At 62.3% G+C, this 14927-nt stretch carries 7 protein-coding genes; 5 read left to right on the top strand and 2 right to left on the bottom strand.

Annotation, left to right across the window (positions count from 1 at the left end):
- Window positions 1-198: 198 nt before the first annotated feature.
- Complete coding sequence (locus VOI18_RS00345) at window positions 199-843, top strand: response regulator transcription factor (RefSeq protein ID WP_323760436.1); 645 nt, start codon at window positions 199-201, stop codon at window positions 841-843.
- Here VOI18_RS00345 and VOI18_RS00340 read toward each other — a convergent pair.
- Together VOI18_RS00340 and VOI18_RS00335 are read right to left on the bottom strand one after the other, a co-directional pair.
- Window positions 840-2627: a hybrid sensor histidine kinase/response regulator gene (locus VOI18_RS00340; protein ID WP_323760435.1), complete on the bottom strand. Its 1788-nt coding sequence runs from the start codon at window positions 2625-2627 to the stop codon at window positions 840-842. The two genes, VOI18_RS00345 and VOI18_RS00340, sit on opposite strands and share 4 nt — an antisense overlap.
- 99 nt (window positions 2628-2726) lie before the next feature.
- Window positions 2727-4124 (bottom strand): MFS transporter, encoded by a 1398-nt coding sequence (locus tag VOI18_RS00335; protein ID WP_323760434.1) that lies wholly within the window; start codon window positions 4122-4124, stop codon window positions 2727-2729.
- Between the two features lie 321 nt (window positions 4125-4445).
- Here VOI18_RS00335 and VOI18_RS00330 point away from each other — a divergent pair, with 321 nt between their 5' ends.
- The 4 genes from VOI18_RS00330 to VOI18_RS00315 all read left to right on the top strand — a co-directional run bounded on the left by VOI18_RS00330 (window position 4446) and on the right by VOI18_RS00315 (window position 14925).
- The gene (locus tag VOI18_RS00330) at window positions 4446-11240 is read left to right on the top strand and encodes an Ig-like domain-containing protein (RefSeq protein ID WP_323760433.1); all 6795 of its coding nucleotides are present in this window, start codon (window positions 4446-4448) and stop codon (window positions 11238-11240) included.
- Between the two features lie 178 nt (window positions 11241-11418).
- The gene (locus tag VOI18_RS00325; RefSeq protein WP_323760432.1) at window positions 11419-13704 is read left to right on the top strand and encodes a bifunctional salicylyl-CoA 5-hydroxylase/oxidoreductase; all 2286 of its coding nucleotides are present in this window, start codon (window positions 11419-11421) and stop codon (window positions 13702-13704) included.
- On the top strand, window positions 13701-14450 hold the full coding sequence (locus tag VOI18_RS00320; RefSeq protein WP_323760431.1) for an SDR family oxidoreductase: 750 nt from the start codon (window positions 13701-13703) through the stop codon (window positions 14448-14450). The genes VOI18_RS00325 and VOI18_RS00320 overlap by 4 nt, the downstream gene beginning before the upstream one ends.
- Before the next feature lies 1 nt (window position 14451).
- Window positions 14452-14925 (top strand): MarR family winged helix-turn-helix transcriptional regulator, encoded by a 474-nt coding sequence (locus VOI18_RS00315; protein WP_323760430.1) that lies wholly within the window; start codon window positions 14452-14454, stop codon window positions 14923-14925.
- The last annotated feature ends 2 nt before the right edge of the window (window positions 14926-14927 follow it).

The raw sequence follows: 14927 nt of genomic DNA, 5'->3' as shown, positions 1-14927 counted from the left end.
ACCCGCTTGCCCAAAGACGCAAGGTCCGACGGCGCATTCAGATTGATAAAGTCACCACACCGACCCGAATCCACCGCCAGCCATTTGCCGAGTTGACCGCGGCACGATAGACCGTTTCCAAGCCTTGCCTTTTCGCGTGCCAGCGACCATTTGTGGCAAGCGCAGACGGGGGACGGGGATGTCGGAGCCGCTCGAAAAATGAGAGCCACACGACGGATTGCCTTGGTCGATGACCATCGCATGTTTTCCGACGGTTTCAGCGCATTGCTGATGCAATTGCGCGAAGGTCATACCGTCGAAGTTTTCGATGATCCGGTCGATTTTCTCAAATCCTTTGAGGCCGATTCCGGCTATGATCTGATCATCCTGGATCTGGTCATGCGGACCATGAACGGCCTGGCCCTGCTGGCCGCCATACGTGAGCGCAAGTCGCGTTGCCCGGTGCTGATGCTGTCCGGTATCGGTGCCGAACCGCCGCTCGCTGAAATGAAGAAGCTGGGCGCGCGCGGCTTCGTCCACAAGTCGGCCGACACCGATGCGCTTTTCGAGGCCGTCGATGGCATCCTGGCCGGACAGACCCGTTTTTTTGGCGCACCGGACACTGCACTGGACGAGGATGACGACTGGCAGCCCCGCGGCGATCGCCCCCTGCCGCGCCTCGGTCAGCGCCAGCTGGAAATCGTCCACTGGATGGCGCGCGGGGCGACCAACAAGGAAGTCGCTGCCACGCTCAACATCAGCGAAAACACGGTGAAGTCGCACATGCGGGCAATCTTCGAGGCGCTGGATGTGCATACCCGCACCGCCTGTGTGCGCAAGGCCCAGGCCCTTGGGCTAATTTAGCCCGTCGGGGCGTGCGACGCTGCCGTCGAGACATGCTCCATCAGGATTGCGTGCAATTGGGTGGTATCGGCCGGCTTGGCCAGAACGGTAATGTTGTCGATGCTTTCGACGCGCTCGAACTGGTAGATGTCGCCGGTCAGAAGGACGGCCGGGACATCGTCCAGGACTTCAGCGCGAAGCGCCAGAATAGTGTCGAGACCATCCTCTCCTTCGCCCAGGCGCTTGTCGATGATCAGCAGGGCAGGCTCGGCGTCGGCCCAGGACAGGAGTTCCATAGCTTCGGCGCCGGATGCTGCCGAGATCACGCGGCACCCCCAGTCGGTCAGGAGCATGGTCAGGCCTTCGCGCAATGCGGCCTCGTCCTCGACCAGGACCACGAGGGGCGAGCCTGCAAGGCTTGTCATGGTGGAGGTTTCAACTGATTTTTCAGGCTGCGGATCGCGGTAGGGCAGGACAATGCCGGCCCGGGTTCCAGCCCCCGGCTCAGTGTCAAACCGTAGTTCCAGGTCAAGCTTGCGGGCCAGTTGGCTGACGATGGTCAGGCCCAGTCCGAGGCCCTGCTGGGTGCCGCCTGCGGGTGAGCCCAGCTGGACATATTCCTCGAAAACCCGCTCCCGGTCAGCCGCCTTTATCCCTGGCCCTGTATCCGCGATCTCGACGAAAACAGATTGTCCCTCGCGTTGCCATTGCAGTTCGACACGCCCTCCGGCGGGCGTGTAGCGCAGCGCATTGGCCAGCAGATTCCGCAGGATTCGGGTGACCAGCAGTGGGTCGCTGGCGACCCAGACCGGCGCATCGCTGATGTGCAACTCTATTCCACCTTCCAGCGCTGTTCCGGCAAACTCGGCTCTCAGCGCGGCCAGTTCGACGGACAGATCGAACACACATTTGCGAGCGATCACGGCGCCGCTGTCCAGCCGGGCTGTTTCCACCAGCGCTTGCAGCAGATTCTGCTGACTGCGCCAGCAACCTTCAATCTTGTCGAGCAATTCAACCTGGTCAGGCCGATCCAGCGTGCGGCGCATGGCAGTAATGAAGAAGCTTTGCGCCTGCAGAGGCTGCGACATGTCGTGACTGGTCGCGGCGAGGAAGCGAGACTTGCTGGCGCTGGCCTGTTCGATCACGCGGTTCTGTTTTTGCAGCTTGCGGGTCAACTCCGCCGTACGTTCTGCAGCCAGCGTCGCGATGGTCTGGACCTCGGCGCGTGCACTCACCATCAACCCGAAGGCATAGTAGATCAGCAGCCCCATCCCGATCATTCGCAACGGCCCTTCAACCGTCAAAAGCCAATAGGCGGAAAACGGGAAAAGGGTGCAGGTGGCGAGGCTGATATAGGTCGGTCGGTATTCGGCGCTGGGCATCATGCCGCCAACCGTGATCGAGAACACCATGTTGATGGCGATGAACAGGTTGAACAGGTCGTCAGCGTCAAGATACGCAATCGCCAGTCCGCCCCAGACCAGACCCGTCAGGCCGGAAATTGCGGTGTGAACCGTCAGATAGCGCTTGTAGTTCTCGGCGGTAACGCCCTCCGGTGCCAAAAGTTTCGAGGCCAGATAGACAATCCCGACCATGGTGCTGGTGCCGGCCAGCCAAAGGCCGGCAAAGCGCAGATCACCATTCAGGACGACCAGCGCGGCGAGGTACAGGACGACACACTCGACAATGATGCATGAGGTGCGTGTGCGCGCGTGCAGCAGTCTGGCTTGATCGAGGCGTCGTTGATCGAGTTCGGCATGGATGGGAGGTGGAGGCTCGAGAGGGGCTTGGGCAGTTTCGGTCATCAATGGCCCTCGGGTCACGTCAGCGGGCGCCGGCGTGGAACAGGGAGATTGCCATCGTGTATCCGCCCACTCAACCACCCGAACGGGTGAGCATGGTGCTCAACTCCTGTCTGTGCGACGTGCCAGTTCCTCGATGACGGCGCTGTGCGTGTCCCGGCTGATCGGGTAGCGGTGTATCACCATCACCATGGCCATCATGAAAGCCGCGGGAATCCATGACACCATGGCGGTTATGACGGAGGCAGCGCCCGCGCCTATCGCCGCGTCCGGCGTGTAGCCGGCAAGTGCCAGTAACCCGCCGGTCAACAAGGCCGCCAGCCCGGCCGAACACTTCTGCACGAAGGTTGTCAGGCCGAAGGTTCTCGCCTCGATCCGCATCCCGGTGAGCAACTCGCCATGATCGATCGCGTCGGGGAGCATCGACCAGAACATCACCGGAATCGCGGCACTGCCAGCCCCGATCAGGCACACGGCACCCAGGGCCACTGTTGTGCCGCTGACCGGGGCCAATCCCATGAGGGCGTAGCCGGCGGTCGCCACAAGCAGCCCGGCGATCATCGCGTTGCGTTTGGACGTGCGGGCGGCAAGCAGCATCCAGAGCGGGGCCGTCACGATCATGGCCAGCGCCGGGCCGGCGAGGACCGGCGCGGTGATCCCTGGAGAGTCCAACACATGGTTGAGAAAATAGAGTTGGCTTTGTGTGAAAAGCGCAAAGCCGATGGTCGCCAGCATCATCATCACCAACAGTCGCTGCAGCGGTCCGTTGCGCCGGGTGGCGGACCAGAGTTCCGCCAGGTCGCGCCCGGTATCGGCATTGGCGGCGACGGTGCGATGCCTCGATGGCTCCCGCGTCGCCAGGCTGGAGACCAGCAATATCCCGACCACAAGGCCACCCATCACCGTCGCGGCCAGCAAATAGCCGGCCCGCTCACCGGTCACCGACATGGCGTCGACCAGCAATGGCGTGGCGATGGCGACCGTCAGGCCGCCCAGGGCGGCTCCGATGACACGCAGGGCAGACAGGCTGCTGCGTTCGTCGCCGTCCGTGGTCAGTCGTAGCGGCAGCGTATTGTAGGGCATGCTGGCATAGGTGTAGGCGGTGCGGAAAATGAGGTGCCCGATCAGCGCAGCCACGGTCGTCAACGCCGTGCCCATGTCAGGCATTGAGAACATCAGGACGTAACTCAGTCCCAGTGGCAGGGCAGCACGCCGCATGAGGGCCCCATAATTGCCTGTGCGGGCCGCAAATCGCTCGGCCTGACTGGCGATCAACGGATCAGAAACCGCGTCCCAGATCATCCCGGTCAGATAAATCGCGCCCGCTGTCCAGGGTGAGAGGTGGAGCACGTCGGTATAGAAATAGAGCAGGAACAGCGCGGCGCCCTGCCAAGCAGCCACAAAGCCGAAATCACCTATTCCATAGCCAATTCGCGTCCCCATGCCCAAGGCGCGGCCAGGTGCCGATCTGTCGGAAGGAACACTGTCGGTTTGTTTCATGGGTCTGTGTCTCTTGGCCGGCCGTGTGAACGGTCGGAAGGACCACCCATTTGGGTGATTGTTGCTATCGGTAATTTCCGGCCCAATCAAATTGAAATCAAACCTTTATCCGGTTGGCGGGCGTGTGCCTGCGATTGGATGGAGGGTTTTTGATTTGAGGTTGCGCAAGGCGCCGTCAGGCATCGGCTTCTGGGAAGCCCGCCGGGAGTTCGCTGCGCCAAGGGGAGTTCAGTCATGGTGTCGATCGTTTCACGGGCAATGCGTTCAGTCATTCGGGCGGGCCGGCGCGCCGTGCGCGCCGTCACGGACCGGGCACCGCGCATGGCTGCGCTCGTGGGCGTTGTCGCCACTACGGCGCTGCTCGCGCCAGGCGCGTCGCAGGCGATTCCGGCGCCAGCCCCCCGGTTGGAGTCGGTGAGTGGGTCGACCTACACCAACGCCGACACGCTGACCTTCAACATCTCCTTCGATATCGAGGTGCGCAATGTTGATGCGACTGACTTTGAGGTCACCGGTTCGACCGCCACCATCACCAATCTCGTCAGCACAGGCAGCGATGCCCGCTACTACCAGGCGACAGTCGCGGGAGGCGATCTGGCAGACCTGAACGGCCTTGTTGATCTTGCACTTGTTGCTGGCCAGGACATCGAAAGCCTGGGCGGCGTTCCGCTGACCAACCTTGCGACACAGTTTCCGGAAGGCACCACGGTCAACAATACGCGACCCAATTGCGCGTTCACGACGGCCGCGTCAGCGCCCGTCACCTCGACCTTCACAGTCGATGTGACCTGTACGCCGCAAGACGGTTTTGCCGATGTGATTGTCGGCTTCAATTCCAGCGATCTCGTTCTGTCCAACGCCAGCCTGGAAAGCTTTTCCTTCACCTCCGGGACCTATGCGGGCAGCTTTGTGCTGCGACCGCTCGACGCCGGCACCATCACGGTCGACCTGCCCGCCGACAGCCTCTACGACGATGCGAGCAATACCAATACGGCGTCGACGCAGTTCTCAATTTCATCGGACGTCACCGTTCCGACAGTCACGATGAACCCATGGTCCCTGTCGCCATACTCAGGGCCCCTCACGTTGGGCATAACCTTTTCCGAAAGTGTGACCGGGTTCGACCCGGCAACCGATCTCATTCTTTCGAATGCCACTGTCGCTGTGCTGAGTTCGGGCACGCGCTCCTTCACCATCACTGTCACGCCGACCGCCCAAGGTGCGTTCACGGTGGATGTTCCTGCCGGCGTAGCGGTCGATACGGACGGGTTCGCGAACACCGCTTCGGCCCAGTTTGCGGGCGTCTATGATACCGACGCCCCGGTCTATACGTTCAGCAGCGATGTTGTTGCCCCGGCGATCGACAATTTCACCCTGGATATCAGTGTCTCGGAAAGCGTTCATTTCCAAACGAGCTATCTCACGGTCACCAATGGGCGGGCGACCAATATTTCCGGCTCAGGCACTGATTATTCCGTCACGATCCGTCCGACCGCCAACACCGAGGGTATTGTTACTGTTGCGCTGGAGGCTGGCGCCGCCCCAGACCCGGCGGGCAATGACAACGCCGCGGCAACGCCGTTTTCGGTCGCCTACGACCTGAAATCCCCGCAGATTGATATCATCGAACGCCTGAACCCTGTCGATCAGGTCACCAATGCCGACAGCCTGACCTTCGGGCTTACGTTCACCGAGGATGTCACCGGTCTTGATGCGGGAGACCTTCGGATCCAGAGCGATCAGAGCGATTCACAGACCACCGCCTCTGTTACCCAGATCGTGGCGCGTTCGGCCAGTCGATACGAAGTCACTGTCAGCGGCGGCAATCTGGCGACAATCGGCGGCAATTACAGTACCGGCGGCAGCGAGTCTGTGTCCGTGTTTGCCCAGTCTTCCGCAACCGTTCTGGACGTCGCGGGCCGGGCGCTGAACGGCACGTCCGCCCAGACCACACAAGAATACTATGAGGTCGACAACCGGCAGCCGGGACTGGTGATCAGCGGCCCGGCGCTCGGTACGTCTGATTTCACTGTCACTTTCACCTTCGACGAGGACGTGACCGGTTTCTCGCTGGCCGATGTCGTTGCGACCAATGTGACGCTCGACAATCTGTCGGGGTCCGGCGCCGTGTACACAGCCGACGCCACTGCGTCCGGGGGCACGCCGATCACGATCAATGTCGCGGCCGGCGCCGCGCAGGACGAGGCAGGCAATACAAGTTCGGCGGCGACAGAGTTTTCGATTGCCTATGACGAGACCGCTCCGACGGTGCTGTCGATCGTGCGCGACACGCCGGCGGATGAGTACACCAATGCCAGCAACCTGACCTGGTTGGTGACGTTCTCCGAAGCCGTGCAGGGCGTCGGGACGGCAGATTTCGCGGTCGCGGGCACGACGGCGTCCGTGTTGTCCGTCGGGAGCGTGGGCGGCAACGCCTATGAGGTATTGGTCGCCGGTGGCGACCTGTCGACGATGGCCGGATCGGTCGTGCTGTCCTTTGCGCCGGGCGTATCGATCACCGACGTGAATGGCCTGGCACTTGTGGATACCAATCCCAGCGGCGCCAATGAGGACACCTATTTCGTCTCCCATGCCGTCCCGGTCATTGCCAGTCTTGTGCGGCAGTCCCCGACCGATGAATACACCAATGCGGACAGTGTCACCTGGGACCTGCAGTTTTCCTCGATTTCAGCCCTCTTTTCGCTTGATGCGGATGACTTCATCTTGACCGGTACGACGGCCGACCTGGCTGTGACCCGGTATTCGATCGGATTCTATCTGACCGCTTCCGGCGGTGATCTGGCGGATGCCGACGGCGAAGTCCGCGTGCGATTGAACAGCGACTTCTATGCCGATGAGTATGGCAACGAGCTCAATGGCGACACCGATCCAACCGGCGCCAACGAGAACACGTTCTGGCTCGACAACACCGCGCCGACGGCGCTGATCTCGACAGACGGGCCGGGTGGCAGCTCTGACCCGTTCGAGGTCACCATCGTGTTTTCCGAAGTCGTCAGCGGGTTTGATGCCGCCGATCTGCAAATCGTCAACGCGACCGCGTCCGATATCGTGGAAACGCTTGCCGGCCGATTCTTCACATTCACGCTGACCCCGACGGCCGAAGGTCTGGTGTCGCTCGATGTCGCGGCCGGTGCCGCGCAGGATGGCGCTGGCAATGACAATGTGGCGGCCGAAACCTGGTCGGAATATATCGACAATACCGCGCCTTACGTGACCAATGTCGAATTCGTCACCACGGGCGGTTCGCCGACGCGTTCCGATACCTTGCAGTGGGCCATCAGCCTGTCGGAAGAGGTTGAGAACGCCGATGGCAGCGATTTTGCGCTTGTCAATTCGACCGCCAGTATTTCGTCGGTCACCCAACCGCAGCCGACCCTGCTTGTGGTCGAGGCGTCTGGCGGAGACCTCGCCGGGAAAGACGGGCTGGTGACGTTGACCGTCGGCAGCCTCGATATCGCGGATCTGGGTGGCAACCGCCTGTCGGGCCTCACGGTCACCGGCGGTGCCGATGAACGTGCCGTGACATTGGACAATACCGGTCCGGTTGCTTCGCTCAGCTATGACAATTTCTATGTTGCCGGCAGTTTTGACCTGGACATCGGTTTCAGCGAGCCCGTCACCGGATTTACGGGTGATGATCTCGCAGTGACCAACGGGACGGTAACAGCGCTCAATCCGGATGGTGACGGATTTGTCGCCACCATTGCACCGGTGGCAGCCGGGCAGATCATTGTCAGCCTTGCCGCCGATCAGCTGACGGATGCGGCGGGCAACGGCAATGACCAGGCCGGTCCAATCTATCTGTTGCATGACCCGGTCGCTCCAACGCTCACAACGATCGCGCGGGCTTACCCGACCGACGAAACAACCAGCTCTGACTCTGTGGTCTGGGGTGTCGATTTCTCCGAGACGGTCAACAATGTCGATGCAAGCGATTTCCGGATTGCGGGCACCACCGCCGAACTGGTGGTCAGCGGTGTCCGGGGCGATGGTGCAGAGGGCTCGGGCAGTCGGGCCAGTGCCGACGACCGTGGCCCGGGCAGAGGGAGTTTCCAATATCTGGTAACGGCCCGGGGCGGAGATCTGCCGACGCTCAACGGTACGGTGACCTTGTCGCTGTCCGGCGGCACCGACATTGCCGATTCCGCAGGGACGGTTCTGGCGAACACGACGCCAACCGGCACCAATGAGAACACCTTCATTCTGGAAAATGACGTGATTGCTCCCACGGTCGTGCTGTCGAGCGCTGCGAGCGATCCGGTATCAGGCGTGTTCACGCTGGTCGTCACGTTCTCGGAAGATGTCACCGGTTTTGAGCTGGGCGATCTGTCAATCGGCAATGGCGTCGCCTCAAACCTCGCCGGTTCCGGCGCTGTTTACACGGCCACAGTGACCGCGGCGGCGGACGGTACGGTGACGGTAGACCTTGCCGCTGATGCGGCATCCGATGCGGCTGGCAATGGCAATGAAGCCGCGAGCCAGTTTTCGATCACGTCCGATGCCAGCGCGCCAACCGTGGTGCTGGCCAGTGCGGTTGCTGGGCCGGTCGCCGGCCCGTTCGAGGTAACCGTGGAATTTTCCGAGGATGTCAGCGGGTTTGAACTGAGTGACCTTGGTGTTGATAACGGTGTCGCCTCTGACCTGACCGGGTCAGGCGCGTCCTGGTCGGTGACGGTGACGCCGTCCGCAGATGGCGATGTGACGATTGACCTTGCGGCGGGATCGGCAACCGACGATGCCGGCAACGGCAATGTCGCCGCTGCAAGCCTGGTCATCGAGAATGACCAGTCGGCGCCCGGCGTGGTTCTCGGTTCCGATGCGACCGAACCGGTCGTTGATGCGTTCACCCTGACGATCACGTTCGACGAAGATGTCACCGGCTTCGAGCTGGGAGATGTCATTGTGACCAATGCGGTCCTGTCGGATTTTGCGGGCGCCGGCGCCGTTTATACCGTGGTCCTGACGCCTTCTGGCGGCAGCCCGGTGACCGTGGATGTCGCGGCCGACAGCGCTGTTGACGCGGCCGGCAATGGCAATACCGCGGCGGCTACCTATTCGCTTGTCACCGACAACACGCCGCCGAGCCTGGAAATCACGGTGCCCGGTGAGGAAACGCAAGGCGTGTTCTCCGCCGTTTTCACCTTCTCTGAAGCGGTCACCGGTTTTGCTGTGGACGACATCGTCGTCAGCAATGGCGACCTGTCTGAGTTCGCGGCCATCGACGAGACCAGCTGGTCTGTGACCGTGACGCCGCAGACGCTCGGCACCATCACGCTCGGCGTCGCCGCCGGCGCCGCCGAGGATGCCGCCGGGAATGGTAACCTGGCCGGCGAGGCGAGCCTTGAGGCTGTCGCCGAGCCGATCGAGGTCGCCGTCGTGGTGGCCGAAGATGTTGCAGATCCGACCGAGATCACAGCGACCGCGCGGGTTACCAATCCGGGCAGTCAGGCGGTTGATTTCCTGGTCCAGGTGGACGTGCCCTGGCTGGATGTCGATCCGCGCACCGGAACGATACCGTCTTTGGGAGACTTGGTGTTGACGATTTCGGTCAATGAACTCGCCAATGGACTCGAAGCCGGCACCTATACCGGCACGGTGACCGTGATCAATCTGAGTGGCGGCGGTGCGGCGGCGAAAACGCCGAATGCCCATGCGATGGCAAGCGGGAACACGACCGTGGTGGCCATTCCGCTGACAGTGACAATCGCGGAGCGCCGCGGTTCAATCCAGCTGGTCTCGACGACGCCGGGCGGTGTGCAGCGTGATGCGACCTTTGACTTTGCCTCGTCTGACACCGATCTCGACGCCATCAGCCTGACCACCCGGGGCGGGCATGCGGCCAGTGCACCGGTCCGCAAGCTGCTGGGCAGTTATGACGTGACGCAGTCCCTGCCTGAGGGGTGGCGCATCGACTCGATTTCCTGCGTCGGCGATACCGACAATGGGAGCGTAATTGATCTGGCAGCTGGCCGTGTCGACATAGACCTGGATGCCAATGAGGACATTGTCTGCACCTTCGCCAATACGCGTGACGAAGCGGAGGTCCGGTTGGCCACCCAGCGCGCAATCCGCAACTTCATGGTCCGCCGCGCCGACAGCCTGCTGAACGCGGCTCCGGATCTGACCCGTCGGGCCCGTGACCGGAACTCGACGTCTGCCGGCCAGTTCTCGGCCGACATCAATGGCGGCAATCGCATGGTTTCGATGGGTGCCAGTCTGGCCGGAATGCGCAATTACGCTGCGGCCAGTACGCCTCAAATGCCCGGTGGGGATGTGGCTCGATCGGTCGATGGCGGGCAGGCTGATGTCTGGTTGGCTGCCAACTACGCGTCGGTGTCCGATGACCGGTCCGGTGATGCCGCTGACAGCGCGTTCGGTGTTGTCCAGCTGGGCGTTGACTGGGCGGTCGATGACCGGACGGTTGCCGGTGTGATGCTGCAACATGACTGGGCCGATGAGACGACGGACGAGATCGCCATACGGGCCGGAGCCGTCCGCGGCGCCCGGGTCAGTGGTTCTGGCTGGATGGCGGGTCCCTATGTGGTCCGTGAGATCCGCGAGGGTGTCTGGTTTGATGCCCTGGCGCTCTACGGCCAGTCGGACAACACCGTCGATCCGCTGGGCTTGTACGAGGACACGTTCGAGACGGACCGTTACATGCTCCGCATGAATCTGTCCGGTGAGTGGCGGTCGGGTGACTGGCGGATCCGACCGGGTGCTAGTCTTGCTCACTTCCAGGAAACCCAGGACGCCTATACCGACTCGCTCGGTATCAGCATCCCGGAGCAGACCATCGCGATTGGCCGTCTGCGCGCCGGTCCGGAGATCGCCTATCGCTACAATACTGCGAGCGGTGGTTGGTGGGAGCCGAGCCTCACCCTCACCGGAGTGTGGGACTACAACCCCGCCGAACTGCTTGATGTTGATGGCCGACTGGTCGGGACCGGTGGCCTGCGGGCGGACGCGAAACTTGGCCTTCATGGTCAGCTGGCACCCGGTGCATCCATCCATCTTGAAATGGATGTCGACGGGCTGGGTGAGGCTGACTTCGAAGCGCGAGGAGCGCGGGTGGAGTTGCGGTTCAGCTTCAACTGACGCCTTGGCGAAAGCCGGTTTCGCCGGTTTCAGGGGTGAGCGCCGGGCGTCGGAGCGGGTGTGAAGCGGGGGCTTCACACCCGCAACGACTGTGCCGACATCGCGGTCCGTTCGGGACTTGTATCCAAATATTTTAGTTCTAAAGTAATTGGGCGCTCTCGAGGGGAGATGGCCCGGGATGAAGATTGCCTGTCTTGGTGGCGGACCTGCCGGTCTGTACTTCGCCATTTCCATGAAGCTGCGCGACCCCGCTTGCGAGATTGATGTCCATGAACGCAACAAGCCCGGCGATACCTTCGGCTGGGGTGTGGTGTTCTCTGATCAGACGATGGAGAATCTTGCCGGCAATGATCCGGACAGCGCGCGGACCATCGCGGACAGTCTCGCTCACTGGGATGATATCGATGTCCATTTCCGCGGTACTGTCGAAACCTCGACGGGTCACGGGTTTTGCGGCATCGGTCGCAAGCATCTTCTGAACATCCTGCAGGACCGGGCCCGCGAACTGGGTGTCGGTTTGCACTTTGAATCCGAGATCGATGGCGATCTGTCGGCCTTTGCCGATGCCGACATGATCGTCGCGTCTGACGGGCTCAATTCGAAGATACGGACGCGTTTCGAGACCCGTTTCAAGCCGGATGTCGAGACCCGCCGCAACCGCTTCGTCTGGCTGGGCACGCACAAGGTGTTCGAGGCCTTCACCTTCATCTTTACCGAGACCGAGCATGGCTGGGTCTGGGCCCATGCCTACCGGTTTGATGACGAGACCTCGACCTTCATCGTTGAGTGCGCGCCCGAAACCTGGGAGGCCTGGGGTTTCGGTAACATGGATCAGGCGGAAACCTGTCGGGTCTGCGAGCAGATATTCGCGTCCTGGCTGGATGGCGAGGCGTTGATGTCGAATGCCGCGCACAAGCGCGGTTCGGCCTGGCTCAATTTCCCGCGGGTTCTGTGTGACGCCTGGGTGCATGACAATGTCGTCCTGCTCGGGGATGCCGCCCACACCGCCCATTTCTCGATCGGCTCGGGCACCAAGCTGGCCTTCGAGGATGCGATCATGCTGGCAGATGTCCTGACCAGTACGACCAAGCCGATTGCCGAGGGGCTGGTTGACTATCAGGAGGCGCGCAAGGTTGAAGTGCTCAAGCTTCAAAGCGCCGCCCGCAACTCCACCGAATGGTTTGAAAATCTCGATCGGTACCTCGGTTTCGAGCCCAAACAGTTCGCCTATTCCCTGCTGACCCGCTCGCAACGGATCAGCCATGAAAGCCTGCGCTTGCGGGACCCGGAGTGGCTGGCTGGCGTGGAGAGCTGGTTTGCCGGGGCGGGCGGGGAGGCCGGTGCGAAGCCGCCCATGTTCGCGCCGTTCACCCTGCGCGACATGCAACTGGAAAACCGCGTCGTCGTCTCACCCATGTGCCAGTATTCGGCCCGTAACGGTGTGCCCGGTGCCTTCCATCAGGTTCACTACGGCGCTCGCTGTCTGGGCGGAGCCGGTCTCGTCTATAGCGAGATGACCAATGTCAGCGCCGATGCCCGCATCACGCCAGGCTGCACCGGGCTGTACACGGATCAACATGTCGAGGCCTGGCGCCGGATCACCGATTTCGCACACCAGAACAGCCACGCGAAAATGGCCATCCAGCTGTCCCATGCCGGCCGCAAGGGATCCACGCGGATCGGCTGGGAGGGCTATGACGTGCCATTGCCGGAGGGTAATTGGCCTGTCTACGGGCCGTCTCCGATACCGTGGGATGAGGGAAACCAGGCGCCCATTGAGATGACCCGTGACGACATGGACCGCGTCCTGGCCGATTTTGTCAGGGCCACCGGGCGGGCCGTTGAGGCGGGCTTCGACATGGTCGAGCTGCACTGCGCCCACGGATATCTCCTGTCCAGCTTTATCACGCCGATCTCCAATCACCGCACCGACGCCTATGGTGGCAGTCTGGAAAACCGTCTCCGCTTCCCGCTGGAAGTCTTCCGCGCCATGCGGGATGTCTGGCCGGCTGAAAAACCGATGGCGGTCCGGATCTCAGCGACCGACTGGGTCGCGGGGCAGGGCATTGATGGCGATGACAGTGTTGCCGTCGCCCAGGCCTTCATCGATGCCGGGGCTGACCTGATCGACGTCTCCGCCGGTCAGACCACCCCCAAGGGGCGCCCGGTCTATGGTCGCATGTTCCAGACGCCCTATTCCGACCAGATCCGCAATTCGCTGGGATCCGCGACCATGGCCGTCGGCAATATCTACGAGCCGGACCATGTCAATTCGATCCTTGCCGCCGGCCGCGCCGATCTCGTCGCTCTGGCGAGACCGCACCTGCTCGATCCCAACTGGACCCTGCGTGCTGCTGCCGAGCTGGGCTATCGCGGAGCCGCCGTGCCGCCGCAATACCAAGCCGGCTTTGACCAACTCGCGCGCAACCTCCAGCGCGCCAACGAGACGGAGTTTCGGGCATGAGCGCATTGGCAGGACGAAGGGCCGTCATTACCGGGGGCGGAACAGGTATCGGTCTGGCCTGTGCGCGCCGTCTGGCGGCGGAGGGTGTCGAGACAGTTTTGATGGGGCGGGACCTGGACCGTCTGCGAGAGGCGGCAGGCGGCATTGGAGGAGCCAGCGCGATCCGTTGCGATGTCACCGATGAGGACAGCGTCCGGTTGGCCTTCGAGGCCGCGGGCGCGGTCGATATCCTGGTCAATAATGCCGGAATCGTGTCGGCCGCGGCCTTTCACCGGACGTCGATGGCCGATTGGCAGCGTATCCAGGCAGTCAATGTCGAGGGGCTTGTTCGCTGCAGCCAGGCCGTGGTCGGTTCGATGATGCGCGCTGACTATGCCCGCATCATCAATATTGCCTCGATCGCCGGCTTGCGCGGCGGTGCCTACGTCGCCCCCTATGTTGCGTCCAAGCACGCTGTTGTCGGCCTGACGAAGTCACTTTCGCTCGAATACGCGCAAACCCGGATCACCGTGAACGCTGTTTGTCCCGGCTATGTCGAGACCGAGATAGTCGAGAATTCCGTCGCCAACATCATGGAAAAGACCGGCCGGACCCGTGAGCAGGCGCTGGCGGAGTTGACCAAGACCAATCCGCAAGGCCGCTTGATCCAGGGTGATGAAGTCGCCGAGGCTGTCGCCTGGCTGTGTTCGCCCCTGTCCGGCTCGGTATCCGGCCAGGCCATCGCGATTTCGGGCGGAGCCGTCTGACATGGCACGGCCTGCCCAAACGACAGCGATCGACGGGCGTGCGGCGGTCAAGTTGTGGCTGAGGCTGTATCGACCGACCGCCCTGGTCGAACGGGAATTGAGAACACGTTTCCAGCGTGAGTTTGGTGTCAGCCTGTCGCGCTTTGATGCCTTGGCCGCCCTCGACCGGGCCGAAGCCGGCCTGTTGATGGGCGAGTTGTCCGAACGCCTTCTGGTCACCAATGGCAATGTCACGGGGTTGATCAGCCGGATGGTCGCGGACGGGCTGGTCACCCGGACCGCGTCGGAGCAGGACCGTCGCCGGTTTCGCGTCGACCTGACCGATGCCGGGCGCGCGACATTCACAATCATGGCCAAGGCCCATGCAGACTGGCTGGCCGACATTTTCGCCGACCTGCCCGGCGAGGCGGCTGCAAGCCTGACCGACCAGACCGAACACCTCTTGCGCTCCCTGCGAACCGAACAGGACGGATAGAT

Source organism: Maricaulis sp., from assembly GCF_034670125.1.
Classification (GTDB): Bacteria; Pseudomonadota; Alphaproteobacteria; order Caulobacterales; family Maricaulaceae; genus Maricaulis.
This window is presented reverse-complemented; position numbering and strand designations above follow the sequence as displayed.